23 protein-coding genes and 1 riboswitch are annotated in these 25588 nt (G+C 64.8%); of the genes, 15 read left to right on the top strand and 8 right to left on the bottom strand.

Translation table 11 applies throughout. The features are described from left to right. Entirely contained in the window at positions 1-768 is a 768-nt protein-coding gene (locus CK221_RS25895) for a cobalt-precorrin-6A reductase (RefSeq protein WP_095779792.1), read from the top strand. Here CK221_RS25895 and CK221_RS25890 read toward each other — a convergent pair. The 8 genes from CK221_RS25890 to CK221_RS25855 all read right to left on the bottom strand — a co-directional run bounded on the left by CK221_RS25890 (position 732) and on the right by CK221_RS25855 (position 10791). Continuing rightward, the gene (locus CK221_RS25890; protein ID WP_095779769.1) at positions 732-1496 is read right to left on the bottom strand and encodes a precorrin-3B C(17)-methyltransferase; all 765 of its coding nucleotides are present in this window, start codon (positions 1494-1496) and stop codon (positions 732-734) included. The two genes, CK221_RS25895 and CK221_RS25890, sit on opposite strands and share 37 nt — an antisense overlap. Further along, positions 1493-2251, bottom strand: a complete 759-nt coding sequence (locus tag CK221_RS25885) for a precorrin-2 C(20)-methyltransferase (RefSeq protein WP_095779768.1) — start codon at positions 2249-2251, stop codon at positions 1493-1495. Before CK221_RS25885 ends, CK221_RS25890 begins: the two co-directional genes overlap by 4 nt. After that, complete coding sequence (locus CK221_RS25880) at positions 2248-2880, bottom strand: precorrin-8X methylmutase (RefSeq protein WP_095779767.1); 633 nt, start codon at positions 2878-2880, stop codon at positions 2248-2250. Before CK221_RS25880 ends, CK221_RS25885 begins: the two co-directional genes overlap by 4 nt. A 3-nt stretch (positions 2881-2883) precedes the next feature. Further along, positions 2884-4245, bottom strand: coding sequence for a precorrin-3B synthase (gene cobG / locus CK221_RS25875; protein ID WP_095779766.1), 1362 nt, complete (start codon positions 4243-4245; stop codon positions 2884-2886). After that, positions 4242-7838 carry a cobaltochelatase subunit CobN gene (gene cobN, locus CK221_RS25870; RefSeq protein ID WP_095779765.1) on the bottom strand — a complete coding sequence of 1199 codons (3597 nt, stop codon included), beginning with the start codon at positions 7836-7838 and terminating at the stop codon, positions 4242-4244. Before cobN ends, cobG begins: the two co-directional genes overlap by 4 nt. Positions 7839-7855: 17 nt before the next feature. Next, positions 7856-8893 (bottom strand): cobalamin biosynthesis protein CobW, encoded by a 1038-nt coding sequence (gene cobW / locus CK221_RS25865; RefSeq protein WP_095779764.1) that lies wholly within the window; start codon positions 8891-8893, stop codon positions 7856-7858. Between the two features lies 1 nt (position 8894). Beyond that, positions 8895-9323 carry a DUF1636 family protein gene (locus CK221_RS25860; protein ID WP_095779763.1) on the bottom strand — a complete coding sequence of 143 codons (429 nt, stop codon included), beginning with the start codon at positions 9321-9323 and terminating at the stop codon, positions 8895-8897. Positions 9324-9361: 38 nt separating this feature from the next. Further along, positions 9362-9562: riboswitch (cobalamin riboswitch) on the bottom strand. Positions 9563-9591: 29 nt separating this feature from the next. After that, entirely contained in the window at positions 9592-10791 is a 1200-nt protein-coding gene (locus CK221_RS25855; RefSeq protein ID WP_095779762.1) for a winged helix-turn-helix domain-containing protein, read from the bottom strand. 327 nt (positions 10792-11118) lie between these two features. Here CK221_RS25855 and CK221_RS25850 point away from each other — a divergent pair, with 327 nt between their 5' ends. The 14 genes from CK221_RS25850 to CK221_RS25785 all read left to right on the top strand — a co-directional run bounded on the left by CK221_RS25850 (position 11119) and on the right by CK221_RS25785 (position 25587). After that, the gene (locus CK221_RS25850) at positions 11119-11484 is read left to right on the top strand and encodes an NADH-quinone oxidoreductase subunit A (RefSeq protein ID WP_027169002.1); all 366 of its coding nucleotides are present in this window, start codon (positions 11119-11121) and stop codon (positions 11482-11484) included. Next, the gene (locus tag CK221_RS25845; protein WP_013531090.1) at positions 11475-12056 is read left to right on the top strand and encodes an NADH-quinone oxidoreductase subunit B; all 582 of its coding nucleotides are present in this window, start codon (positions 11475-11477) and stop codon (positions 12054-12056) included. The genes CK221_RS25850 and CK221_RS25845 overlap by 10 nt, the downstream gene beginning before the upstream one ends. 4 nt (positions 12057-12060) lie before the next feature. After that, positions 12061-12666: an NADH-quinone oxidoreductase subunit C gene (locus CK221_RS25840; RefSeq protein WP_066998762.1), complete on the top strand. Its 606-nt coding sequence runs from the start codon at positions 12061-12063 to the stop codon at positions 12664-12666. A gap of 9 nt (positions 12667-12675) precedes the next feature. Beyond that, on the top strand, positions 12676-13866 hold the full coding sequence (locus CK221_RS25835) for an NADH-quinone oxidoreductase subunit D (protein WP_095779761.1): 1191 nt from the start codon (positions 12676-12678) through the stop codon (positions 13864-13866). Then, a complete protein-coding gene (locus tag CK221_RS25830) occupies positions 13867-15171 on the top strand; it encodes an NADH-quinone oxidoreductase subunit E (protein WP_095779760.1) in 1305 nt (434 codons plus the stop codon). 10 nt (positions 15172-15181) lie between these two features. Further along, positions 15182-16486 (top strand): NADH-quinone oxidoreductase subunit NuoF, encoded by a 1305-nt coding sequence (nuoF, locus tag CK221_RS25825; protein ID WP_095779759.1) that lies wholly within the window; start codon positions 15182-15184, stop codon positions 16484-16486. A 72-nt stretch (positions 16487-16558) separates the two neighbouring features. Beyond that, positions 16559-17239, top strand: a complete 681-nt coding sequence (locus tag CK221_RS25820) for an NADH-ubiquinone dehydrogenase (protein ID WP_095779758.1) — start codon at positions 16559-16561, stop codon at positions 17237-17239. A 72-nt stretch (positions 17240-17311) separates the two neighbouring features. Continuing rightward, positions 17312-19393 carry an NADH-quinone oxidoreductase subunit NuoG gene (gene nuoG / locus CK221_RS25815; protein WP_095779757.1) on the top strand — a complete coding sequence of 694 codons (2082 nt, stop codon included), beginning with the start codon at positions 17312-17314 and terminating at the stop codon, positions 19391-19393. Positions 19394-19395: 2 nt separating this feature from the next. Then, positions 19396-20439, top strand: coding sequence for an NADH-quinone oxidoreductase subunit NuoH (gene nuoH, locus CK221_RS25810; RefSeq protein ID WP_066998780.1), 1044 nt, complete (start codon positions 19396-19398; stop codon positions 20437-20439). Then, positions 20439-20930 (top strand): NADH-quinone oxidoreductase subunit NuoI, encoded by a 492-nt coding sequence (gene nuoI / locus CK221_RS25805; RefSeq protein WP_066998784.1) that lies wholly within the window; start codon positions 20439-20441, stop codon positions 20928-20930. Before nuoH ends, nuoI begins: the two co-directional genes overlap by 1 nt. A gap of 236 nt (positions 20931-21166) precedes the next feature. Beyond that, on the top strand, positions 21167-21787 hold the full coding sequence (locus CK221_RS25800) for an NADH-quinone oxidoreductase subunit J (protein WP_066998787.1): 621 nt from the start codon (positions 21167-21169) through the stop codon (positions 21785-21787). A gap of 1 nt (position 21788) precedes the next feature. Continuing rightward, complete coding sequence (nuoK, locus tag CK221_RS25795) at positions 21789-22097, top strand: NADH-quinone oxidoreductase subunit NuoK (protein WP_066998791.1); 309 nt, start codon at positions 21789-21791, stop codon at positions 22095-22097. 11 nt (positions 22098-22108) lie between these two features. After that, positions 22109-24082 carry an NADH-quinone oxidoreductase subunit L gene (gene nuoL / locus CK221_RS25790; RefSeq protein WP_095779756.1) on the top strand — a complete coding sequence of 658 codons (1974 nt, stop codon included), beginning with the start codon at positions 22109-22111 and terminating at the stop codon, positions 24080-24082. After that, a complete protein-coding gene (locus CK221_RS25785) occupies positions 24082-25587 on the top strand; it encodes an NADH-quinone oxidoreductase subunit M (protein WP_066998796.1) in 1506 nt (501 codons plus the stop codon). The genes nuoL and CK221_RS25785 overlap by 1 nt, the downstream gene beginning before the upstream one ends. Position 25588: the final 1 nt, after the last annotated feature.

Raw genomic sequence — 25588 nt, 5'->3', positions numbered from 1 at the left:
ATGACGCACCGTATTCTGATTCTCGGCGGAACCACGGAGGCCCGGCAGCTGGCGGGCAAGCTGGCTCGCCGGAAGGATTTCTCGATCACGCTGTCGCTCGCCGGCCGCACCGAAAGCCCCATGGCGCAAGGCGTGCCCATGCGTAGCGGCGGCTTTGGCGGCGTGCAGGGATTGGCCGCCTATCTCCACCGGGAACAGGTCGATCTGGTGATCGACGCCACGCATCCTTATGCGGCCCGTATCTCGGCCAATGCCGCTGAGGCGGCCAGGCAAACCAGCGTGCCGATCGTTGCGCTGCGGCGTGCCGGCTGGGAGCCTGTCGCGGGTGATCGCTGGACGCTGGTGGAGAGCGTCGCTGAAGCGGCCAAGGCGCTTGGCACGGCACCGCGACGAGTCTTGCTGGCGATCGGCCGGCAGGAAGCCGGCGCGTTCGAGACCGCTCCGCAGCATCGCTATCTCATTCGCAGCGTCGACCCGATCGAGCCGAAGCTGGCTGTGCCTGACGTAGTTTACCTTCTGGCGCGCGGGCCGTTTCCCGAAGCGGACGAGCGCGCGCTGCTTGAAAAATACGCCATCGATACCGTCGTTTCGAAGAACAGCGGCGGCGAGGCGACCTACGGCAAGATCGCCGCGGCGCGCGCGCTCGGCATCGAAGTGATCATGGTGCGCAGGCCGCCGCTGCCTGACATTGCGTCGGCCGAGACCGTCGATCAGCTGGCTGCGATGGTCGATCATTTTCTCGACCCAGTTGCCGAACGCGGCGTGTAGACCAGCGCGGGCTTGTCGCCGCGCTTGATGATGCGGGTCTCGGGCGAGCCGATGATGACGCAGGTCGACATGTCGGCCTTTGCCGCATCGGCGTCGGCGAGCAGAAACACCTCGATGCGCTCATCGGGCCGGCCGGCGGCGCGGCCGAAGATCACGGGGGTGGTGCCCGGCAGAATGGCCTTCAGGCATTCGAAGGCGCGGCCGAGCTGCCAGGGGCGCGCCTTGCTGATCGGATTGTAGAGCGCAATGACGAAGCCGGCGCCAGCCGCCGCCAGCAGACGCAGCTCGATCAGCTCCCAGGGTTTTAGATTGTCGGAGAGCGAGATGGCGCAGAAATCATGGCCGAGCGGCGCGCCGATGCGGGCGGCGACCGCGAGCATGGCGGTGACGCCGGGGACGACCGCGAGCTCGATCGACCTCCATTCTGGCGGGCCGGCTTCGATCGCCTCGCAGACGGCGGCCGCCATGGCGAATACGCCGGGATCGCCGCCGGACACGACAGCGACGCTGTGACCTTCGGCTGCCTTGGCCAGCGCCTCGTTCGAGCGGGCTAGCTCTTCGCGATTGTCGGAGGCGATGCGGGTCTGATCCTGTCGCAGCTCGAGCCGGTCGAGATAGGGCTTGTAGCCATAGAAGAAGGAAGCCTCCGTCACGGCGCGGATCGCCTCCGGCGTGACCTGATCGGCATTGCCGGGACCGAGGCCGATCACGGTGAGGCGGCCGCTCATGGCTTTGCTCCGGGAACTCCGGGACGCGCCGACCAGCCGGCGACCAGCACGATGGCGAAATAGGGCGCCTTGTCGTCTTGCTTTTCCGCGAGCCGCATCGACACGCTGCCCGGCATGGTGCCGCGCTCGACATAGACGGCCTGCGCCAGCTTGCCGGTCGCTTCCAGCGCGCGGCGGATCTTCGGCAGGTTGCGGCCGACCTTCATGATGACGGCGGCGTCGGTATCGGCCAGCCGCCGCGTCAGCTCGAACTCGCTCATCGTGCCGGGAAGCACGGTCAGCACATCGTCGCCCTGGACGATCGGCAGGCCGGTCGCCGACCAACAGCCGGACATGGCGGTGATACCGGGAATGACTTCGGTCGGGAATCGGTGCGAGAGGCGCACATGGAGATGCATGTAGGAGCCGTAGAAAAGCGGATCGCCCTCCGACAGCACGGCCACCATCTTGCCGGCGCCGAGATGCCCGGCGACCTGTTCGGCGGACTGCTCGTAGAAATCGGTGATCTGCGAGCGATAGTCGTCGTGATCCTTGTCGATCTCGGTCGTCACCGGATAGAGCAGCGGCAGCTCGACCATATCCGGGCGAAAGCGCGCCTCGACAATGGCGCGCGCGTTGCTGTTGTTGCCGCGCTTGGCGAAATAGGCGACAACGTCAGCCTCGGCCAGCACGCGCGCCGCCTTCAGCGTCAATAGCTCCGGATCGCCGGGACCGGTGCCGACGCCGACGAGCCGGCCTTTGGGAAAAGCGTTCACAGGCCTGGCCTCGCCAATGCGTTGAGTGCAGCGGCCGTCATGGCGCTGCCGCCCAGCCTGCCGCGTACGATGGCGTAAGGCACACCGTAGGAATTCTCGGCCAGAGCATCCTTGGATTCGGCAGCACCGACGAAACCAACCGGCATGCCGATGATGGCGGCCGGCTTCGGCGCGCCGTCGCGCAATTTTTCGAGCAGATAGAACAGCGCGGTCGGTGCGTTGCCGATGGCGACCACCGAACCTGCCATGCGCTCGCTCCAAAGGTCGATAGCGGCGGCCGAGCGCGTGTTGCCGATTTCCTTGGCGATATCGACGGTGCGCGGGTCGCGCAGCGTGCAGATCACCTCGTTTCCGGCCGGCAGGCGGGCACGGGTGATGCCGTGGGCGACCATCTCGGCATCGCAGAAGATCGGCGCCCCGGCGGCAAGGGCGGCACGGGCCGCTTCAACGAAACCGCTGGAGAACACGAACTGGCTGGCTGCCTCGACCTGGCCGCAGGCGTGGATCATGCGGATCGCGACATCGGCCTCTGTCTCGGAAAAGCGCGACAAGTCCGCCTCGGCGCGGATGATGGCGAAAGAGCGCTCGTAGATCGCCATCCCGTCATGGATATAGTCGTAGGCGGCCATTCTTCAGTTCCGTCGATAGAGTTCGGCGATCTCAGTCGCGCCGAGCCTTGTGAGGCAAGCGGCGGCAGTCTCGCCGGGATGCCGTGCGTTTCGGATCGCCGCCGCAATGCCGGCGACCCCGCGCGCGGCGTCATAGCCCGGCCTGTATCCGGCAGGAAGGGCCTTTGCCGTCCCGTCCACGACAAGTCCGGCTCCGTTTTCGTCGCCGACCAGGGTGAGGCCCGCTGGGCCGGGATGGGCGCAGCCCTTGGCGCAGCCGGAAATGTGGAGGGTGAGGGAGGCATCGAAGAGATCGGGGCTTTCCGTTGCGATTTCTTCGGCGATGGCGCGGGTGGCGATGCGGCCGGAGGCGCAGGCGGGCGCTCCGGGGCAGGCGGCAATGCGGGTGCGCGGATCGGTGGGGGCGGTGATGAAGCCGAGGGCGGACGCGGAGGCTTGGAGGGGAGGGCAGGCGGATGCGGTGAGGCCGAGGAAAAGCAGGGTGCGGCCTGGGGCCAGGCGGATTTCGGTCGAGTCCAGATCTGAGGCCCGGGCGGCGAGGTCGATGAGGTTCTGGGCCGGCATGCTTCCGAAGGGCAGGCCGATGCCGAGGGCTTGACCTTCGCGTAGGTCAAAGAGGCCGATCGGTGAGCGATGGCGCTCTAAGGCGCCCCCCTCTGTCCTGCCGGACATGTCCGGCAGGACAGAGGGGGGCGCGAAGGAATGCCAGCCTGCGAGAGAAGCCAATTGCCGCTCCGACAAATCCCGTGTGTGCGCCTCGCGACCTTTCTCGGCGACCATCCTGAGCGCTGCGAGGGCGATGTCGCGTGCGGCATCCGCATCGACTGTCGCGAGCGGTCTTGCATCGTGCGCGTCGCCCGCAACGGACATGCCCCATTTCACGCCAGCAGCAGTGTGCACTGCCTTCAACCGCACATCAGCTGTCACTGCGTCCAACGTCAACTGCCCGCCGCCGTCGACGACCACGGACACCTTCGGCCCCAACCGTCGAGTCAGCCCGGCCTCTTCAACCGCCGCCCTGATCCGTTCCGCCAGCGGGCGCGGATCTGCAATCTCCTGGGGGTCGATACCCGCGAGCGGCCCGGTCTCCACCGGCACGCCCGTCCGCACCGCAATGCCCAGCGCATCCACTTCCGCCGCCAGCAGCCCAGCGCTGTATGCGGTCAGGCCGCGGATCTGCAGGCTACCGCGAGCGGTCACTTCCATGATGCCGTTGCCGTGGCGCAAGGCGGATTCGCAGAGACCGATCAGCGACTTGGGCGCAAGCCCTCCAGCAACCGGATTGAGCCGCACCAGCAGGCCGTCGCCGGTCTGCATCGGTGCGGACAAAGCAGGGCAGGCGCCGCGGCGCGAGAAGGCGTTCATGCCGCCACCCCGCTTGCCTGCGCCTCGGCGATCAAGGCCGTGAGATCGTCGTCGATGGAATTCCTGAGCGGATGCCAGAGACCGCGCCGTCGCGCAGCCAGGAATCGCTCAGCGATGACCTTCGCGGCGGCGGGATTTTCGCGCAGCAAGAAGGCTCGGACTTCCGCGTCGCCGATATAGGCGTCGTGCACCGCCTCGATCAGCGCGCCCGATATGGCATGCGTGGTCTCGGCGAAGCCGACCAGGCGGTCGACCGTCTCGGCGAATTCCGAGGCGCCGCGGGGGCCGTGGCGCATCTGCCCGGCAATGAAGCGCGGATTGACGGCGCGGGCCCGCACCACGCGTGACACGGCTTCGCCGACCGATCGCGGCCTCGGCTTCTTAGGGTCAGTCGTGTCGAGCACGATGACATCGGCATTCCTGCCAAGCGCGGCAAGTGCGGCCGAAAACCCGCCGATGAAGGCGACATCGGCCGAACCTTCGAGGATGTCGCGGCCCGGGTCGTCGCCGGTGTGGACAAGCAGGTCCGCCTCGGCGATGCGGCCCTCGAACACGCCGGGCGCGGAGATGGCCTCACCGTCGGCGCCGCCATAGGCATGCGAGGTTGCTTCGAGATAGGCGCGGCCGATCTCTTCGCGCGCGCTCCATTCGCCCCGCGACAGCAATTCCTCTACCCCGGCGCCGTAAGTGCCGGGCGAGGTACCGAAAATGCGCGGACCGATCTTGCCTTGGGCACGGGCCGCGGCGGCAAGCGGATTTTCCGAATCGTCCTCGTCGCGGCCGGCGACGGCGCTGGCGGCGGCGTCGATCAGCGCGATCTGGATCGGGAACATATCGCGAAACAGGCCGGAGATGCGCCAGGTGACGTCGACGCGCGGGCGGCCGAGCGAAGCTGGCGGCAGCACCTCGATGCCGGTGACGCGACCCGTGGCGGCATCCCATTGCGGCCGGCAGCCCATCAGCGCGAGGCCTTGCGCGATCTCCTCGCCGCCGGTGCGCAACGACGCCGAGCCCCAGAGGTCGATGACCAGCGAGCGCGGCCAATCGCCATGGCTCTGCATGTAGCTGCGCACGACTTCTTCCGCCGCCGCCTGCCCGAGATCGCAGGCGGTCGACGTCGGCATGGTGCGCGGATCTGAGGTGAAAAGGTTGCGGCCGGTGGGCAGCACGTCGGAACGGCCGCGCGCCGGCGCGCCTGCCGGTCCGGCTTTGATGTGACGGCCGTCGAGCGCAGCGAGCAGGGCGCTTTTTTCGGTCTCGGCGCTTTGGCGGCGCAGCGGATCGGCTTCGTCATCGGGCGCGCGGCCATAGACATGCAGCCCGTCCTTGACGGCAAAATCCTTGAGGTCGCACAGCCACGCGTCGATGCGGCGCAGCGCCTCGTCCGGCGCATCGGTTCCGGCAACTCCGGCTTCAGAAGCAAGGCCTGTCTTCTGCGCCGTTTCGACGATCAGCCTTGCGAGTCGGTCGCGGCGGCGGCGGTCGAGCCCGTCGGCTTGTGCGTATTCGTCGACCAGCCGCTCAAGCCTCTGTTGCGCCTCGTCGAGCCCGGCGCCGGTCAGCGGCGGCGGCAGATGACCGAGCGTGACGGCCGCGATGCGGCGCTTGGCCTGCGCCGCCTCGCCAGGATTGGAGACGATGAAGGGATAGACAACCGGCAGCGAGCCGGTGACGATCTCGGGAAAGCAGGTGTCGGAGAGCGCGACCGTCTTGCCCGGCAGCCATTCCAGCGTGCCATGCGCGCCGACATGGACGATGGCGTGGACGCCGAGCGACTTTTGCAGCCACAGGCCGAAGGCGATCAGTTCGTGGCGCGGGGGAAGGGTCGGGTCGTGGTAGTCGGCGCGGCGGTCTGCGGAGCGACCACGGTCGGGGGCCAGCGCCACGGTAACGTTGCCGAAGGTGGCGGCGCGGAAGGGGAAGCTTGCGGAAGGAGGCGCTTGAACACCCCCCTCTGTCCTGCCGGACATCTCCCCCTCAAGGGGGGAGATTGGCAGTTTCGCTGACGGCGCTTCTCCTCCAGCGTTGATGATTGGCGAAAGCATCGATGCAGGCGCAATCTCCCCCCTAGAGGGGGAGATGTCCGGCAGGACAGAGGGGGGCGCATTGACGTGAGCTTTGCCGTTGGCTCTTCCCCATGCTGCCTCAACCGTGTCGCGTGCACCTTCGGGAAGCGCTGCCGAAAAGGCGAGATATTCCTGTAAGGTGAGACCAAGTCCACCCACCTCCAACACATCCAGCAATCTGCGCGGCGATTGCGGAATCCTGTCAACCGTATAGCCCTGTTCCTTCAGGTCATGCAGCATGGCGAGCACGCTCGACGGCACATCCAGGCCGACAGCATAGCCGGTGCGTCCGGGCGCGCTTGGATAATCCGGAATCAGGATCGCCAGCTTGCGTTCCGCCCGCTGCGTCCGTTGAAGGCGGAGGAAGGCGGCGATGCGGGCGGCGACCTGCGCGACGCGATCCGCCTCGGGACGGTTGGTGAAGGCGCGGAAGGCCAGCGCCGGATCGGTGTCAATCTCGCCCTTGAAGGAGATCGCGCCGGCGAGGATACGGCCATCGAGCTCGGGCAGCACGACATGCATGGCAAGGTCGGCGGGCGCCAGGCCGCGCTGGTTTTTCTCCCAGACTTCGCGCCGCGTCGTGGCGACGATGACCTGGAACACGGGCACGCCGGCGCGGTCGAAGAGCGTTTCGGCACCCGGCTCGGCACCGGAGGCGAAGGCGGTTGCAGTGACGATGGCGGACGGGTTCAGCGAGGCGATGGCGGTTTCGACGAAAGCCAGCGATACCGGGTCCTTGAGGCTCGAAACGAAGATCGGCATTGGCGTCATGCCCTGCGAGCGAAAGGCATCTGCGAGTGCATCGATTGGGGCGACGTCGGCGGCGAGCAGCATCGAACGGTAGAAGAGGATGGGGATGACGGGGGCACCGACGCTGTCGATGTTGAGGTCCGTCACACCCCCCTCTGTCCGGCAGGACAGAGGGGGGTGTGACGGATCGCCGACGTTCAAGAAGACTGATTTCGCGACAACTCCGATTCCTGGTTGATAGTACCCCGCCTTCGGCACGCTCACCGGCTCGGCCACGGCCGTATCCGACCCGGCGAGCCTTGCCAGTCTTTGCACCAGCGCGCTCATGTTCGCCGGGCCGCCTTCGCGGAAATAGCCGAGCAGGGCGTCGAGTTCGGCGCGCGGCAGGGTCGAGCCTTCGATCAGCCGCAGATCCTCGTCGTGGCTTTCGCCCGGCAGCAGCGCCAGTTTGATATTTCGCTCGCGCGCAACCGCTGCGAGCTGGTCGCAGCCGTAGCGCCACCAGTCGTAGCCGCCGAGAATGCGGACCAGGACGACCCTGGCATGGCGCGCGACGCTGTCGATCCAGAGATCCACCGACATCGGGTGGCGGAGATCGCGAAGTGCTGCCAGCCGCATCGACGGCAGCCGCGCGGCGTCGGCCTTCCACGCAGCGGCGAGGCCGGCGAGATCGCTGTCGGTGAAGGACAGTGCCACGACATCCGCAGGCGTCTGCCTGAGGTCGATCGGCTCGGCGAGATCGTCGAGCGAGGCGGATGTCGTGGTGAGGATGTGCATCGCGGTTCGGTCTTGCCTCAGCCGGCGAGGATACGCTCGATCGCCCGGCGGTTCAGCCCTTTGAGGCCGATGACGACGAGCCGCGATCGGCGGTCGTCGTTCGACGTCCAGGCGCGGTCGTAATAGTGGTTGACGCGCGGGCCGACGGCCTGGAGCAGCAGCCGCATCGGCTTGCCACCCACCTCGACAAAGCCTTTGACGCGCAGAACGTTTTCCTGCTCGGCGGCGAGAGCGACGCGCTTTGCCAGCTCATCCGGACTGGCGATGGACGGGATATCGAGGACGAAGGAGTCGAAATCGTCATGCTCATGGTCGAGCTCGTCATCGTGATGGGTCTTGCGGTTCTCGATGTCGTCTTCGACGGCGAGGCCAAGACCGAGCAGCACCGACGGGTCGACCTTGCCCTGTGCGGTCGGTACGACCTTGACGGCGCGCGCCACGTGCTCGCCGATGACGGCGTTGGCGCGCTCCGAGCCGGCCGCGTCCATCAGATCGCTCTTCGACAGGATGATCAGGTCGGCGCAAGCGATCTGGTCCTCGAACACCTCTTCGACCGGATCATCGTGGTCGAGGGAATCGTCGGCGGCGCGCTGCGCCTGCAGGGCGTCCATATCGGCGGCGACGCGGCCGTCGGCCAGCGCCGGACCGTCGACCACGGCGATGACGCCATCGACCGTCACGCGGCTCTTCACCGTCGGCCACTGGAAGGCCTGGACGAGCGGCTTCGGCAAAGCGAGGCCGGAGGTTTCGATCAGGATGTGGTCGACCTTCGGCGTGCGCGACAGGATCTGGTCGAGCGCCGGCACGAAATCGTCGGCGACGGTGCAGCAGATGCAGCCATTGGCGAGCTCGACGATGTTTTCCTCTGGGCAGGTGTCGATGCCGCAGCCTTTCAGGATCTCGCCGTCGATGCCGACATCGCCGAATTCGTTGACGATGATCGCCAGCCGCTTGCCCTTGGCGTTTTCGAGCAGGTTGCGGATCAGCGTGGTCTTGCCGGCGCCGAGAAAGCCGGTGACGACAGTGCAGGGAACACGGGAGAGGGATGCGGTCATGTCAGTCCTTCAGCAGGTCGAGGGGAGGGATGCGGGCAACCAGGCCGCGCTTGAGGGAATCGGGCCGGCCTCGCCAGGGGATGAGGCCGTCGGTCGAGGTGGCAAAGAGCTTTGCGCCGGTGACGAGGTCGGCGCCGCTGGTCGTTTCCAGGTCACCGAAGACATAGCTCCAGCAGCCGTCGCGCAGCAGCGCCGCGCTCAGGCGGCGTTTGCAATTGCCGAGACACTCGACGGTGCGGATGCGGATTTTCTCGTCCGGCGCGGCGCGGCGCGCGTCTTCGGCAAGGAGGGCGCCGGCGCGCGGATGCGCGTCCGAACCGGTCTCATCGCGGCAGGAGGAGCAGACGATGACGGTCACTTCCGATAGCGCGTCGCGGGGTTCGGACGAAATGTCCGCGGTATTAGCCGGAAAACTGACGTTGCGATCCAAAACCAGGCTCCTTGCCCGGAAAACCCGCCGAGCGATCGGATTCTCATGTCTCAGACGGCAGGTCTCCTGGCTCGCGGGTCGTCGCCTTGCGCCGCCTTCCCGGGAAACATCCCAGTGGTTTTCGGCTGAGGCTCGTCGCTCACAGTTGCGGGGACAGCCGCGGATTTGGGTTTTCCCGCACCGCATTCCCTCTTGGCTCCTCCCCTTGCCGGGAGGAGACCGTCTGCGGCGGATTTAGGCTTAGAGGTGCTGGCATGTCAACGCGCGGCTACGACACCGAAATGTCGGCCAACGCCGGCCCAAGGTCGCCGGCCGGCGTCACCTCGATGGTTTCCAAGCCGAGCCATGCCTGCATCTGTTTCAACTCATCGAAGAGCTGTGCGGCCGTTTCGGCGGGAGCGCCGGCTTCGGCAAAAGCCGCATGGACGCGCAGCACGCCGGCCGGGCGGTCAGCTCTCAGATCGACCCGGGCAACGATGCGGTCGCCGAGCAGGAAAGGCAGCACGTAGTAGCCGTACTGGCGCTTCTCGGCCGGCGTGTAGATCTCGATGCGGTAGCGGAAGCCGAAGAGTTTTTCCGTCCGGGTGCGTTCGAAAACCACCGGATCGAAGGGCGCGAGCAGGGCGCGGGCCTCGATGCGGCGCGGAAAGCGGGCGTCCTTGTGGAGATAGGCGGGCTTGTCCCAGCCTTCGACCTTCATCGGCACCAGTTCGCCCACCTCGACCAGTTCCTCGATCCTGGCCTTCGTATCGCCCGGCGCCAGGCGGAAATAGTCGCGCAGGTCGCCATAGGTGGCGATGCCGTGGGCGCGCGCGGAAATGCGCAGCAATTCGCGATGCGCGTCCTCGACCGAGGGCACCGGCAGGTCGAGCACGGCCTGCGGCAGAACCCGCTCGGGCAGGTCGTAATAGCGCTCGAATCCGCGCCGGTAGGCGGTGGTGATGCGCCCGGCCCAGAACAGCCATTCGAAAGCGTGCTTGGCCTCGCTCCAGCCCCACCAGCCGCCATTGCCCTTGTGGCCTTCGATGTCGGAGGCGGCGATCGGCCCGCGTTGCGCGACTTGGCCGTAGATCTCCTCGATCATCGCCTTGCGCTCGCGGCCCCATTTGGCGAGGCCGAGATACATTTCCTCGCCTTGCTCGGCGCGCTGCATGCGCCAGCGCATCAACGGATAGGTCTCGACGGGCAGGAAGGAAGCCTCATGGGCCCAGTATTCGAAGACGGTTCGCTTGCGGGTGACGGCCGCGTTGTCGAGCAGCGCAAGCGGGTAGGGGCCGAGGCGCGAATAGAGCGGCATATAGTGGGCGCGCACCACGGCGCTGACGGAATCGATCTGCAGCAGGCCAGTTCGGGAAAGCACGCGGGCGAGATGGCGACGATCGGGCGTGCCGGCAGGCCGCGCATCGGTAAAACCCTGCGCACCGAGCGCAATGCGCCTTGCTGCGGCGAGCGAGATCTTTTCCTTCATCCAGCTACCGATCCTTTGCCGGGGTTTCCAGTCGGTGATTCCGGCCATGCTAGCAGGCAAATGGCGGGAGATATGTCAGGATAGAAAAGTGGAGTAAAACATGAAGGAAATCAAACAGGAGCGGATCGGACCAGTTTCTTCCGATATGGCGTCCAGCGCCGGATTTTGAACAAGGTTTGACTTGCGTCGCCGAAACCGCTGCGCTAACCCTCGCCGCGTCGCAGCATAGGCCACCTAAAACGGTTCAGCGGGTTAAACTGTCACGCTTCCGCCTTAGAGTCCGTTGCTGTAATCAGAGTGAACTGGCCGCCGAAGGAAAGTCGCCGCATGAGCGCACTCCTAAGTTCGTATCTGCCCATCGTGCTCTTCATCGCAGTGGCGATGGTCGTCGGCCTGGCGCTGATCGTTGCGCCGTTCCTGGTTGCCTACCGCAATCCCGATCCGGAAAAGCTTTCCGCCTATGAATGCGGGTTCAACTCGTTCGACGACGCCCGCATGAAGTTCGACATCCGCTTCTATCTGGTGTCTATCCTGTTCATCATCTTCGATCTCGAGGTCGCCTTCCTGTTCCCGTGGGCGGTGTCCTTCTCCAAGCTCGGCATGCTCGGCTTCTGGTCGATGATGGTGTTCCTGGCGGTGCTGACCATCGGCTTTGCCTATGAATGGAAAAAAGGAGCGCTAGAATGGGATTGAACGACAGTTCAGGCACCCTCGTCGCGCCGAAGCCCAAGGGCATCATCGATCCCAACACCGGCAGGCCGGTGGGGGAGGACGATCCCTTCTTCCTCGAGATCAATAATGAGCTGGCCGACAAGGGCTTCCTTGTCACCTCGACCGAGGCGCTGATCACTTGGGCGCGCAGCGGCTCGCTGATGTTCATGACCTTCGGTCTCGCCTGCTGCGCGGTCGAGATGATCCACACCTCGATGCCGCGCTATGACTCAGAGAGGTTCGGCGTCGCGCCGCGCGCGTCTCCGCGCCAGTCCGATATCATGATCGTCGCGGGCACACTGACCAACAAGATGGCGCCGGCGCTGCGCAAGGTCTACGACCAGATGCCGGAGCCGCGCTACGTCATCTCGATGGGTTCGTGCGCCAATGGCGGCGGCTATTATCACTATTCCTATTCGGTGGTGCGCGGCTGCGACCGCATCGTGCCGGTCGACATCTATGTCCCCGGCTGCCCGCCGAGCGCCGAAGCGCTGCTCTACGGCATTCTCCTGTTGCAGAAGAAGATCCGCCGCACCGGCACGATCGAACGGTGAACCAATGGCCTTGGCGTTGCACGAACTCTCCACCTATCTCGGCGAGAAGCTCTCCGGCCGCATCGGCGAAACGGTGCTTGCTTATGGCGAACTGACGGTTTGCGTCGAGCCGGGCAACTTGACCGAGGTCGCGACCTTCCTGCGCGACGACCCGCGCTGCCAGTTCGTCTCGATCATCGACATTTGCGGCGCCGACTATCCGTCGCGTGCCAAGCGCTTCGACGTCGTCTACCACCTGTTGTCGCCGAAGCAGAACGTCCGCATCCGCCTCAAGGTCCAGGCCGACGAGGAGACGCTGGTGCCGTCGCTGACCGGCGTCTATCCCGGCGCCGACTGGTTCGAGCGCGAGACCTATGATCTCTACGGCGTGCTCTTCTCCGGCCATCCGGACCTGCGCCGCATCCTCACCGACTACGGCTTTGAAGGGCATCCGCTGCGCAAGGACTTCCCGCTGACCGGCTTCGTCGAGGTTCGCTACGACGACGAGGCCAAGCGAGTCATCTATGAGCCGGTGGAATTGAAGCAGGAATTTAGAAACTTTGACTTTTTGAGCCCGTGGGAGGGAACGGATTACGTCCTTCCGGGCGATGAAAAGGCGAAGCCAAATTGAGGCGCCACAATGGCTGAAACCTCCGTCCGCAATTTTAACATTAACTTTGGGCCTCAACACCCTGCTGCGCACGGGGTTTTGCGTCTCGTGCTGGAGCTGGACGGCGAGGTGGTCGATCGCGTCGATCCGCATATCGGCCTGCTGCATCGCGGTACCGAGAAGCTGATCGAGGCCAAGACCTATCTGCAGGCGGTGCCCTATCTCGACCGGCTCGACTATTGCGCGCCGATGAACCAGGAGCATGCCTTCGCGCTCGCGGCCGAGCGCCTGCTCGGCATCGAGGTGCCGAAGCGCGGCCAGCTGATCCGCGTGCTCTATTCCGAAATGGGCCGCATCATGTCGCACATCCTCAATGTGACGACGCAGGCGATGGACGTCGGCGCGCTGACGCCGCCGCTGTGGGGCTTCGTCGAGCGCGAGAAGCTGATGGTGTTTTATGAGCGCGCCTCCGGCTCGCGCATGCATGCGGCCTACTTCCGGCCAGGCGGCGTGCATCAGGACCTGCCGCAGAAGCTGATCGAGGATATCGGCAAGTGGATCGATCCGTTCCTGAAGTCGGTCGACGACCTTGACGCCTTGCTCACCGGCAACCGCATCTTCAAGCAGCGCAATGTCGACATCGGCACGGTGTCGCTCGCCGACGCCTGGGCCTGGGGTTTTTCGGGCGTGATGGTGCGCGGCTCGGGTGCCGCCTGGGACCTGCGCAAGGCGCAGCCCTATGAATGCTATTCCGAGATGGATTTCGACATCCCGATCGGCAAGAACGGCGACTGTTACGACCGTTATCTCGTGCGCATGGAAGAGATGCGCCAGTCGGCGAAGATCATGCGCCAGTGCGTCGATCTGCTGCTCGGCAAGGAAAGCGGTGGCCCGGTATCGAACCTCGACGGCAAGGTGGTGCCGCCGAAGCGCGCGGCGATGAAGCGCTCGATGGAAGCGCTCATCCATCACTTCAAACTCTACACCGAGGGCTACCGCGTGCCGGCCGGCGAGGTCTATGCGGCTGTCGAGGCGCCGAAGGGCGAGTTCGGCGTCTATCTCGTCTCCGACGGCACCAACAAGCCCTATCGCTGCAAGCTGCGCGCGCCGGGTTTTGCGCATCTGCAGGCCATGGATTTCCTGTGCCGCGGCCACATGCTGGCCGACGTCACCGCCGTGCTTGGCTCCCTCGACATCGTGTTTGGTGAGGTCGATCGCTAAATGTCAGTCCGCCGTCTCGCAGATGCCAGCGTCCAGCCAGCCTCCTTCGCCTTCAACGAGGCGAACGCCGCGGCGGCGCAGCAGTGGATCGCCAAATACCCGAAGGGACGCGAGCAGTCGGCCATCATCCCGTTGCTCATGATCGCTCAGGAACAGGAAGGCTGGGTGACGAAGGCGGCGATCGAGACGATCTCGGATATGCTCGGCATGCCGCGCATCCGCGGCCTCGAGGTCGCGACCTTCTACACGCAATACCAGCTCAATCCGATCGGCACCCGCGCCCATATCCAGGTCTGCGGCACCACGCCCTGCATGCTGCGCGGCTCGGAAGCGCTGATGGATGTGTGCCGGTCTAAGATCCATCACGACCAGTTCAATACCAACGACAAGGGCACGCTGTCGTGGGAGGAAGTCGAATGCCTCGGCGCCTGCGTCAACGCGCCGATGGTCATGATCTTCAAGGACACGTTCGAAGACCTGACGCCGGAGCGCCTTGCCGAGATCATCGATCTCTATGAAGCCGGCAAAGGCGCCGAGGTGAAGCCCGGTCCGCAGAACGGCCGCATCGGTTCGGAGCCGGCCACGGGCCTGACGACGCTGAAGAGCGAGAAGGCAATCCTGAAATCCACCCGCGACAAGGAAGCCAAGGCCGCCGCGAAGGCAGCCAGACAAGCCGCTGCCGCAGCGCCCGCTGCTGCATCCGCCGCAGTCGTCTCGCAGGCGCCTGCCGCGCCGCCCTCAGCCCCTGTCGGGCCATCGAAATCCGGCAAGCCGAAAACCGACGCGCCCGAAACCAGTCCGGCACTAAGGACACCGTCGCCGGTCAAGGTTTCGCCCGCCACCGAGAAGGCGGCCAGCGTCAGGGCGCCGCGCCACTCCGCAGCCAATGCCAACCAGGCTTCTCCGGAAGTCGAGGCGGTTTCGAAGCCGCGCAGCGGGCCGAAGGCCAAGGCCGAGCCGGCGTCCGCCTTCAAGTCGCCGGAAGCGAAGCAGCCTGCGACCAAGACGGCCAAGCCTTCGCTCGAGGACAAGAACCGCCCGGCCGGGATCGCGCGTCCGGCAACGGTCGACGATCTGAAGCTGATCTCCGGTGTCGGTCCGAAGATCGAAGGCGTCCTGCATTCGCTTGGCATTTATACTTTCGCGCAGGTCTCTGCGTGGAGGAAGGCCGAGCGCGAATGGGTCGACGGCTATCTCAATTTCCGCGGCCGTATCGAGCGCGACGACTGGGCGAAGCAGGCCAAGGCGCTCGCCAAGGGCGGCGTCGCCGAGTACATCCGCGTCTTCGGCAAGAAGCCGGTCTGAGGGACGAACAATGCTTCAGGACAAAGACCGCATCTTCACCAACATCTACGGCCTCTTCGACAAGTCGCTGGCCGGAGCGCAGGCGCGCGGCATGTGGGACGATACACCCGGCCTGATCGCCAAGGGACGCGACTGGATCATCAACGAAATGAAGGCAAGCGGCCTGCGCGGCCGTGGCGGCGCCGGCTTCCCGACCGGCCTGAAATGGTCGTTCATGCCCAAGCAGAGCGATGGCCGGCCGAGCTATCTCGTCATCAATGCCGACGAATCCGAGCCCGGCACCTGCAAGGACCGTGACATTCTGCGCAACGATCCGCATACGCTGGTCGAGGGCGCGCTGGTCGCCGGTTTCGCCATGGGCGCGGTCGCTGCTTACATCTATGTGCGCGGCGAGTTCATCCGCGAGCGCGAGGCGCTGCAGCGCGCCATCGACGAGGCTTATGCGGCCAAGCTCATCGGCAAGAACAACACCTCCGGCTACGACTTCGACGTCTATATGCACCACGGCGCCGGCGCCTATATTTGCGGCGAGGAGACGGCGCTGCTCGAAAGCCTCGAGGGCAAGAAGGGCCAGCCGCGACTGAAGCCGCCATTCCCGGCCAATGTCGGCCTTTATGGCTGCCCGACCACGGTCAACAACGTCGAATCCATCGCCGTCGCGCCGACGATCCTGCGCCGGGGTGCTGCCTGGTTCTCGTCCTTCGGCCGGCCGAACAATGCCGGCACCAAGCTCTTCTGCGTGTCCGGGCACGTCAACAATCCGTGCACCTTCGAAGAGGCGATGTCGATCCCCTTCCGCGAACTGATCGAGACGCATTGCGGCGGCATTCGCGGCGGCTGGGACAATCTGCTCGCGGTCATCCCGGGCGGCGCTTCGGTGCCGCTGGTGCCGGCCGAGCAGATCATCGACGCGCCGATGGATTTCGATGCATTGCGCGACCTCAAATCCGGCCTCGGCACGGCGGCTGTCATCGTCATGGACAAGTCGACCGATATCGTGAAGGCGATCGCCAGGCTTTCCTACTTCTACAAGCATGAGAGCTGCGGCCAGTGCACGCCGTGCCGCGAAGGCACCGGCTGGATGTGGCGGGTGATGGAACGGCTGGTGCGCGGCGAAGCGCAGAAGCGCGAGATCGACATGCTGCTCGATGTCACCAAACAGATCGAGGGCCATACGATCTGCGCGCTGGGCGATGCCGCGGCTTGGCCGATCCAGGGCCTGATGCGGCATTTCCGTGGCGAGGTGGAGCGCCGCATCGACGAGTTTTCGCGCAACGCGCACCGGGTCGAGCCGGTGATGGTGGCGGCGGAATAGATTTGCAAGACGGGCATTGCCCGGGACGGAAAGCAGGGGCGGGGCGTACGAAGAAACGACCAGGAGATGTCTATGGCGCCGTATTCGATAGCCTACCCGCTGATGCCTTATTTGAACGAACTCGAGAAGATGAACCAGGACCTGACCAAGATGATGCCGAGGGAGATGGCCAGCGCCGTCAATCTGATGGCGCATCCTGTCGCGGGCGTGGCTGCACTATCGGCGGTAGGCATCGGGTTTGCCAACCATGCCCTGGGTGTCTGGATGGGCGCGCTCTCCGGCGCCGTCGAAGCCTCGCAGCGCATGCTCCAGCCATTCCTCGACGATCTCGAGGCGCGGACCGAGGCGGCCAACAATTCGTCCAAGGCGCGCAAAGCGACCGAGACGCTGATCGCCGAGGCGCAGACCTTCGCCAGGGATGTGACCGACATCGCGGCGAACGCCAGCGCTGAGAAGGCGCTCGACGCGAGAGGCGACACGGTAGCCGGAACGGCCGCGACCGGTCTGATGCCGGAAGATTTCAGACAGCCCAAGGCGATCGACAAGCCGGCAAAGCCGTCCGACCTGAAGGCGATATCGGGCATCGGGCCGAAGCTGGAGAAGGTGCTGAATGATCTTGGCATCTGGTCCTACGACCAGATCGCTACCTGGACCTTGGAAGAGATCGCCTGGGTCGAGGATTACCTGTCGCTCGCCGGCCGCGTCGGCCGCGACGACTGGACTGGCCAAGCGTCGGCGCTGGCCGCCAAATAGTGAGATGAAATGCCGGGCGCAGTCGCGCCCCGGAACGAAAGGTTGCGGGAAATCCGCGAGGGTTTGAGGCGAATGGCAAAGCTCAAGGTCGACGGGAAAGAGATCACGGTACCCGACCACTACACGCTGCTGCAGGCGGCCGAGGACGCCGGCGCGGAAGTGCCGCGCTTCTGCTTCCATGAGCGGTTGTCCATCGCCGGCAATTGCCGCATGTGCCTGATCGAGGTGAAGGGTGGCCCGCCCAAGCCGCAGGCCTCCTGCGCCATGGGCGTGCGCGACCTGCGCCCCGGCCCGAATGGCGAAGCGCCGGAAATCTTCACCAACACGCCGATGGTCAAGAAGGCCCGCGAAGGCGTGATGGAGTTCCTGCTGATCAACCATCCGCTGGATTGCCCGATCTGCGACCAGGGCGGCGAGTGCGACCTGCAGGACCAGGCGATGGCCTTCGGCGTCGACTCCTCGCGCTACCATGAGAACAAGCGGGCGGTCGAAGACAAGTATATCGGTCCGCTGGTCAAGACGGTGATGAACCGCTGCATCCACTGCACGCGCTGCGTCCGCTTCACCACCGAGGTCGCCGGCATCTCCGAACTCGGCCTGATCGGCCGCGGCGAGGATGCCGAGATCACCACCTATCTCGAACAGGCGATGACCTCGGAGCTCCAGGGCAACGTCATCGACCTTTGCCCGGTCGGCGCGCTGACCTCCAAGCCGTTCGCCTTCCAGGCGCGGCCGTGGGAGCTGACCAAGACGGAGTCGATCGACGTCATGGACGCCGTCGGCTCGGCGATCCGCGTCGATAGCCGCGGCCGCGAGGTGATGCGCATCCTGCCGCGCGTCAACGAGGCCGTGAACGAGGAGTGGATCTCGGACAAGACGCGCTTCATCTGGGATGGCCTGCGCACCCAGCGCCTCGATCGTCCCTACGTTCGCAAGAACGGCAAGCTTGCTCCGGCAAGCTGGGCGGAAGCCTTCGCGGCGATCAAGAACGAGGTGTCGAAGACCGCCCCTGAGCGCGTCGGTGCGATCGCCGGCGACATCGCCGCGGTTGAGGAAATCTATGCGCTCAAGCTTTTGATGGCGGCGCTCGGCTCCAAGAACATCGACTGCCGCCAGGACGGCGCTGCGCTCGATCCGTCGCTCGGCCGTGCGAGCTACATCTTCAATCCGACCATCGAAGGCATCGAGCAGGCCGACGCGGTGCTGATCGTCGGCGCCAATCCGCGCTTCGAGGCCTCGGTGCTCAACGCCCGCATCCGCAAGCGCTGGCGCGTCGGCAACCTGCCGATCGGCGTCATCGGCGAGATCGGCGACACGCGCTATGATTACGAGCTCATCGGCGCCGGCCCAGAATCCTTGAAGGACTTGGCCGACGGCAAAGGCAAGTTCTTCGAGGTGCTGAAGAATGCAGCGCATCCGCTGATTATCGTCGGCCAGGGCGCCCTGGCGCGCTCGGACGGCGCGGCAGTGCTCGGCCAGGCGGCAAGGCTGGCGATGGCCGTCAATGCCGTCACGGCCGACTGGAACGGCTTCGCGGTGCTGCACAACGCGGCGGCCAGAGTCGGCGGGCTCGACGTCGGCTTCGTGCCGGGCGAGGGCGGCAAGAATGTCGCCGGCATGCTGGGCGCGACGGATCTCCTGTTCCTGCTTGGCGCCGACGAGATCGACATGGCCAAGACCGGCGGCGCCTTCGTCGTCTATATCGGCACGCATGGCGATGCGGGCGCACACCGCGCCAATGTCATCCTGCCGGCTGCTGCCTACACCGAAAAGTCCGGCACCTATGTCAACACGGAAGGCCGCGTGCAGCAGACCAACCGCGCCGGTTTCGCCCCGGGCGAAGCGCGCGAGGACTGGGCGATCCTGCGGGCGCTGTCGGATGTGCTCGGCAAGAAGCTGCCGTTCGATTCGCTGGCGCAGCTGCGCGCCAAGCTCTATGGCGAATACCCGCATCTTGCCCGCGTCGATCATGTCGCGGCGGGCAGCGCCGACGGCGTTGCCAGGGCGGCGAAGCTCGGCGGGCGCTTGAACAAGGGCACCTTCACCTCGCCGGTGAAGGACTTCTATCTCACCAACCCGATCGCGCGGGCCTCGGCCGTGATGGCTGAGTGCTCGGCGCTGGCCAAGAGCGGCTTCAAGCAGGCGGCGGAATAAGCATGGACACCTTCTTTTCCTTCTACGTGCTGCCGGCGCTGCTGATCCTGTTGAAGTCGGTCGTGCTGATCGTCGTTCTTTTGATCTTCGTGGCTTACGTGCTTTATGCCGACCGCAAGATCTGGGCTGCGGTGCAGCTGCGCCGCGGCCCGAACGTGGTCGGTCCCTGGGGCACGCTGCAGGCCTTCGCCGACCTTTTGAAATTCGTCTTCAAGGAGCCGGTGATCCCGTCGGGCGCCAACAAGGGCGTCTTCCTGCTGGCGCCACTGGTCTCAGCCGTGCTCGCGATCTCGGCCTGGGCGGTCATTCCGGTCAATCAAGGCTGGGCTATCGCTAACATCAATGTCGGCATCCTTTATGTTTTCGCCATCTCCTCGCTCGAGGTCTACGGCGTGATCATGGGCGGCTGGGCGTCGAACTCGAAATATCCGTTCCTGGGCGCGCTGCGCTCAGCCGCGCAGATGGTGTCCTACGAGGTGTCGATCGGCTTCGTCATCGTCACCGTGCTGCTTTGCGTCGGCTCGCTCAACCTCTCCGACATCGTGCTCTCGCAGCAGGATGGCCTCGGCACCAAGCTCGGCCTGCCCAACACCTTCCTCGACTGGCACTGGCTGTCGCTGTTCCCGATGTTCATCGTGTTCTTCATCTCGGCGCTGGCCGAGACGAACCGTCCGCCCTTCGATCTGGTGGAAGCGGAATCGGAACTCGTCGCCGGACACATGGTCGAATATTCGTCGACGCCGTTCCTGCTCTTCTTCCTGGGCGAGTACGTCGCCGTCGTCCTGATGTGCGCGCTGGCCACCATCCTGTTCCTCGGCGGCTGGCTGCCACCGTTCGACTTCGCGCCCTTCACCTGGGTGCCGGGCCTGATCTGGTTCGTGCTCAAGGTCTGCCTGGTGTTCTTCATGTTCTCGATGGTGAAGGCGTTTGTGCCGCGCTACCGCTATGATCAGCTGATGCGGCTAGGCTGGAAGGTCTTCCTGCCGATCTCGCTGTTCATGGTCGTCGCCACCGCGGCCTTCCTCAAGATCACAGGGTTTGCGTGATGTCCGCTCTTGCCCAAGCCGCAAAGGCCCTGTTGCTGAAGGATTTCGTCAGCGCCTTCTTCCTGTCGATGCGCCAGTTCGTTGCGCCGAAGGAGACGATCAACTATCCGCACGAGAAGGGACCGACCAGCCCGCGCTTCCGCGGCGAGCACGCGCTGCGCCGCTACCCCAATGGGGAGGAGCGCTGCATCGCCTGCAAGCTTTGCGAGGCGATCTGTCCGGCACAGGCGATCACCATCGAAGCCGGCCCGCGCCGCAACGACGGTACGCGGCGCACCGTGCGCTACGATATCGACATGGTGAAGTGCATCTATTGCGGCTTCTGCCAGGAAGCCTGCCCGGTCGACGCCATCGTCGAGGGGCCGAATTTCGAATTCGCGACCGAAACGCGCGAGGAGCTTTACTACAACAAGGAAAAGCTGCTCGCGAACGGCGATCGCTGGGAGCGTGAGCTGGCGCGCAACATCGCGTTGGACGCGCCCTATCGCTGACATTTGACGCATGGACGGGGCGAGGGCCTCGTCCAAAGGATGGTCCCCGAGAAGTTGCAGACTTTCGGACCAGATCATCCTCCGGAATGAAAAGAGTGTCGCATGTTTCTTTCGATCGGGTCTTTCAACCCGATCGGAACATGCGATAGGAACACGCAACTTTGCCAGCCGGAGGCGGCGGCGACATCGAGCAGGGGCGCTGAGCCAGTGTTCGGACAGGAACCCGAGGGAACCCCATGCTGAGTGGACTAGAGGCGGTCTTTTTCTACCTCTTCGCCTTTATCGCCGTGGCGTCGGCCTTCATGGTCATTTCGTCGCGCAACCCCGTGCATTCGGTGCTGTTCCTGATCCTCACCTTCTTCAATGCCGCTGGCCTGTTCATGCTGACCGGCGCCGAGTTCCTGGCGATGATCCTGCTCGTCGTCTATGTCGGCGCTGTGATGGTGCTGTTCCTTTTCGTCGTCATGATGCTCGACGTCGACTTCGCGGAGATGAAGCAGGGCGCGCTGCAATATGCGCCGATCGGCGCGCTGGTCGGACTGATCCTGGCGGCGGAACTGATCGTCGTGCTCGGCGGCTACAGCTTCGCGCCGCAGCTTGCCTCGACGGTGGCGAAGGCAACGCCGGACCTCGCCGCGCGCTCCAACACGGCGGCGCTCGGCGACATCCTCTACACGGACTATCTCTATTATTTCCAGATCGCCGGCCTCGTGCTTCTGGTCGCCATGATCGGTGCCATCGTGCTGACGCTGCGCCACAAGGAAGGCGTCAAGCGGCAGTCGATCGCCGCCCAGGTCGGCCGAACGCCGGCAACGGGCATGGAAATCCGCAAGGTCAAGTCGGGCGAGGGTATCTGAGATGGTCGTCGGCATCGCGCATTATCTGACCGTATCGGCGATCCTGTTCACGCTCGGCGTGTTCGGCATCTTTTTGAACCGCCGCAACATCATCGTCATCCTGATGTCGATCGAGCTGATCCTGCTCGCGGTCAACATCAACTTCGTCGCCTTCTCGGCGGCGCTGCATGACCTCGTAGGGCAGGTATTCGCCCTGTTCGTGCTGACGGTCGCCGCGGCGGAGGCCGCGATCGGACTTGCCATTCTTGTCGTCTTCTTCCGCAACCGCGGCTCGATAGCGGTCGAAGACGTGAACCAGATGAAGGGTTGACGGGAACAACCATGTACCAGGCCATCGTCTTCCTTCCGCTGCTCGGCTTCCTGATTGTCGGCCTGTTCGGCAATTCGCTCGGCGCCAAGGCATCCGAATACATCACTTCCGGCTTCCTGGTGATCGCGGCGGTGCTGTCGTGGATCGCCTTCTTCACCGTCGGCTTCGGCCATGGCGAAGTGTTCACCGTGCCGGTGCTGCGCTGGATCCAGGCGGGCGGGCTCGACGTCGCCTGGGCGCTCAGGATCGACACACTGACGGTGGTGATGCTGGTCGTCGTCAACACCGTGTCGGCGCTGGTCCATATCTATTCGATCGGCTACATGCACCACGATCCGAACCGGCCGCGCTTCTTCGCCTATCTGTCGCTGTTCACCTTCGCGATGCTGATGCTGGTGACGGCTGACAATCTGGTGCAGATGTTCTTCGGCTGGGAAGGCGTCGGCCTCGCCTCCTATCTGCTGATCGGCTTCTGGTACAAGAAGCCCTCCGCCAACGCCGCGGCGATCAAGGCCTTCGTCGTCAACCGCGTCGGCGACTTCGGCTTCGCGCTCGGCATCTTCGGCGTCTTCGTGCTGTTCGGCTCGGTCAATCTCGGCACAGTCTTCGCCAACGCAGCTTCCTTCTTTCCGGCCGAAGGCGCGCCGGAGGGAGCCGCGGTGCTCACCTTCTTAGGCCATGCGCTCGACAAGCACACGGCGCTGACGGTGGTCTGCCTGCTGCTCTTCATGGGCGCCATGGGCAAGTCGGCGCAGGTGCCGCTGCACACCTGGCTGCCCGATGCCATGGAAGGCCCGACGCCCGTCTCGGCGCTGATCCATGCCGCGACCATGGTGACGGCCGGCGTGTTCATGCTGGCGAGGCTCTCGCCGCTGTTCGAGTTGTCGCATTCGGCGCTGACCGTCGTCACCTTCATCGGCGCCTTCACCGCCTTCTTCGCGGCCACCGTCGGCCTTGTCCAGAACGACATCAAGCGCGTCATCGCCTATTCGACCTGCTCGCAGCTCGGCTACATGTTCGTGGCGCTCGGCGTCGGCGCCTATGGCGCGGCGATCTTCCATCTGTTCACGCATGCCTTCTTCAAGGCGCTGCTCTTCCTCGGCTCGGGCTCGGTCATCCACGCCGTCTCCGACGAGCAGGACATGCGCCTGATGGGCGGGTTGAGGACGCTCATCCCCAAGACCTACTGGATGATGGTGATCGGCACCCTGGCGCTGACCGGCGTCGGCATCCCGGCGACGGTGATCGGCACCGCCGGCTTCTTCTCCAAGGACGCCATCATCGAAGCGTCCTTTGCCAGCCACAACGCGGTCGCGGGCTTTGCCTTCGTGCTGCTCGTGATCGCCGCCGCCTTCACAAGCTTCTATTCCTGGCGACTGATCTTCATGACCTTCCACGGCGAGCCGCGCGCCAGCCACGAGGTCATGCATCACGTGCATGAATCGCCGCCGGTGATGCTGGTGCCGCTCTACGTGCTGGCTGCCGGCGCGCTGTTTGCCGGTGTCATTTTCCACGGCGCCTTCATCGGCGAGGGCTATGCCGAGTTCTGGAAGGCCTCGCTGTTCACGCTGCCGGACAACCACATCCTGCACGAGATCCACGAATTGCCGTTGTGGGTGGAACTGGCTCCGTTCATCGCCATGGTCATCGGCTTTGCGGTCGCGTGGAAGTTCTACATCCGCTCGCCGGAACTGCCCTGGAGCGTCGCCGCCAACCATCGCCTGCTCTACGGCTTCCTGCTCAACAAATGGTATTTCGACGAGCTCTACGACTTCCTTTTCGTGCGGCCGGCGAAGCGCCTCGGCCGGTTCCTATGGAAGACCGGTGACGGCGCCATCATCGACGGGCTCGGCCCCGACGGCATCTCGGCGCGCGTCGTCGACGTCACCAACCGCGTCGTCAAATTGCAGACCGGCTACCTCTACCACTATGCCTTCGCCATGCTGATCGGCGTGGCCGCTCTCGTCACCTGGATGATGCTCTGATGACCGACTGGCCAATCCTCTCGCTGGTCACCTTCCTGCCGCTGGTTGGTGTTCTGCTCATTCTGCCGATCAGCGACGACAGCGAAAACGCGCGCCGCAACATCCGCTCGATCGCCTTCATCACGACGGCGTTCACCTTCGTGGTGTCGCTGTTCATCTGGAAGGGCTTCGATAATTCGCAGGCCGGCTTCCAGTTCGTCGAGAAGCACGCCTGGCTGGATTCGGGCATCTCCTACCATATGGGCGTCGACGGCATCTCGATGCTGTTCGTCATCCTGACCACCTTCCTGATGCCGCTCTGCATCCTGGCCTCGTGGGATGCGATCGAGAAGCGCGTCAAGGCCTACATGATCGCCTTCCTGATCCTCGAGACGCTGATGATCGGCGTGTTCTGCGCGCTCGACATCGTGCTCTTCTACGTTTTCTTCGAGGGCGGCCTGATCCCGATGTTCATCATAATCGGTGTCTGGGGCGGCAAGCGGCGCGTCTATGCCTCGTTCAAGTTCTTCCTTTATACGCTTGCCGGCTCGGTGCTGATGCTGCTCGCCATCATGGCGATGTTCTTCCAGTCCGGCACGACCGACATCACCACGCTGCTGACGCATAGCTTCCCGGCCAACATGCAGACCTGGCTGTGGCTCGCCTTCTTTGCCTCCTTCGCGGTGAAGATGCCGATGTGGCCGGTGCACACCTGGCTGCCCGACGCGCATGTCGAGGCGCCGACGGCGGGTTCGGTCATCCTGGCCGGCATCCTGTTGAAGATGGGCGGATACGGCTTCCTGCGCTTCTCGCTGCCGATGTTCCCGCTGGCGTCGGAGATGTTCGCGCCGCTGATCTTCACGCTCTCGGTCGTCGCCATCATCTACACCTCGCTGGTGGCGCTGATGCAGGAGGACATGAAGAAGCTCATCGCCTATTCGTCGGTCGCCCATATGGGTTTCGTCACCATGGGCATCTTCGCGATGAACCAGGAGGGCGTGCAGGGCGCGATGTTCCAGATGCTCAGCCACGGCCTCGTCTCCGGCGCGCTGTTCCTGTGCGTCGGCGTCATCTACGACCGCATGCATACGCGCGAGATCGACGCCTATGGCGGGCTGGTCAACAACATGCCGAAATACGCGACCGCGTTCATGATCTTCACCATGGCCAATGTCGGCCTGCCGGGCACCAGCGGCTTCGTCGGCGAGTTCCTGACCATGCTCGGCGTGTTTCGGGTCAACACCTGGGTGGCGTTCTTCGCCGCTACCGGCGTCATCCTGTCGGCAGCCTATGCGCTCTGGCTCTACCGCCGCGTGATCTTCGGGGCGCTGACCAAGGAGAGCCTGAAGAACCTGCTCGATCTGTCGACGCGCGAGAAGGCGATCATCTACCCGCTGGTGGTGCTGGTGATCTTCTTCGGCGTCTATCCGGCGCCTGTCTTCGATGCCACCACGCAGTCGGTCAAGGCGCTCGTCACCAACGTCACCGCATCCATCAATTCCGCGCAGACCGCGGCGGCGAACTGAC

Source organism: Mesorhizobium sp. WSM3868, assembly GCF_002294785.1.
GTDB lineage: Bacteria > Pseudomonadota > Alphaproteobacteria > Rhizobiales > Rhizobiaceae > Mesorhizobium.
The sequence above is the reverse complement of the archived record's forward strand: the minus strand, read 5'-3'. Positions and strand labels throughout refer to the sequence as shown.

Coding starts and splice junctions, on each gene's coding strand:
- CK221_RS25895 (WP_095779792.1), top strand. CDS start 1: ATGACGCACCGTATTCTGATTCTCGGCGGAACCACGGAGGCCCGGCAG.
- CK221_RS25890 (WP_095779769.1), bottom strand. CDS start 1,496: ATGAGCGGCCGCCTCACCGTGATCGGCCTCGGTCCCGGCAATGCCGAT.
- CK221_RS25880 (WP_095779767.1), bottom strand. CDS start 2,880: ATGGCCGCCTACGACTATATCCATGACGGGATGGCGATCTACGAGCGC.
- cobG (WP_095779766.1), bottom strand. CDS start 4,245: ATGAACGCCTTCTCGCGCCGCGGCGCCTGCCCTGCTTTGTCCGCACCG.
- cobN (WP_095779765.1), bottom strand. CDS start 7,838: ATGCACATCCTCACCACGACATCCGCCTCGCTCGACGATCTCGCCGAG.
- cobW (WP_095779764.1), bottom strand. CDS start 8,893: ATGACCGCATCCCTCTCCCGTGTTCCCTGCACTGTCGTCACCGGCTTT.
- CK221_RS25855 (WP_095779762.1), bottom strand. CDS start 10,791: ATGAAGGAAAAGATCTCGCTCGCCGCAGCAAGGCGCATTGCGCTCGGT.
- CK221_RS25850 (WP_027169002.1), top strand. CDS start 11,119: ATGAGCGCACTCCTAAGTTCGTATCTGCCCATCGTGCTCTTCATCGCA.
- CK221_RS25845 (WP_013531090.1), top strand. CDS start 11,475: ATGGGATTGAACGACAGTTCAGGCACCCTCGTCGCGCCGAAGCCCAAG.
- CK221_RS25840 (WP_066998762.1), top strand. CDS start 12,061: ATGGCCTTGGCGTTGCACGAACTCTCCACCTATCTCGGCGAGAAGCTC.
- CK221_RS25835 (WP_095779761.1), top strand. CDS start 12,676: ATGGCTGAAACCTCCGTCCGCAATTTTAACATTAACTTTGGGCCTCAA.
- CK221_RS25830 (WP_095779760.1), top strand. CDS start 13,867: ATGTCAGTCCGCCGTCTCGCAGATGCCAGCGTCCAGCCAGCCTCCTTC.
- nuoF (WP_095779759.1), top strand. CDS start 15,182: ATGCTTCAGGACAAAGACCGCATCTTCACCAACATCTACGGCCTCTTC.
- CK221_RS25820 (WP_095779758.1), top strand. CDS start 16,559: ATGGCGCCGTATTCGATAGCCTACCCGCTGATGCCTTATTTGAACGAA.
- nuoG (WP_095779757.1), top strand. CDS start 17,312: ATGGCAAAGCTCAAGGTCGACGGGAAAGAGATCACGGTACCCGACCAC.
- nuoH (WP_066998780.1), top strand. CDS start 19,396: ATGGACACCTTCTTTTCCTTCTACGTGCTGCCGGCGCTGCTGATCCTG.
- nuoI (WP_066998784.1), top strand. CDS start 20,439: ATGTCCGCTCTTGCCCAAGCCGCAAAGGCCCTGTTGCTGAAGGATTTC.
- CK221_RS25800 (WP_066998787.1), top strand. CDS start 21,167: ATGCTGAGTGGACTAGAGGCGGTCTTTTTCTACCTCTTCGCCTTTATC.
- nuoK (WP_066998791.1), top strand. CDS start 21,789: ATGGTCGTCGGCATCGCGCATTATCTGACCGTATCGGCGATCCTGTTC.
- nuoL (WP_095779756.1), top strand. CDS start 22,109: ATGTACCAGGCCATCGTCTTCCTTCCGCTGCTCGGCTTCCTGATTGTC.
- CK221_RS25785 (WP_066998796.1), top strand. CDS start 24,082: ATGACCGACTGGCCAATCCTCTCGCTGGTCACCTTCCTGCCGCTGGTT.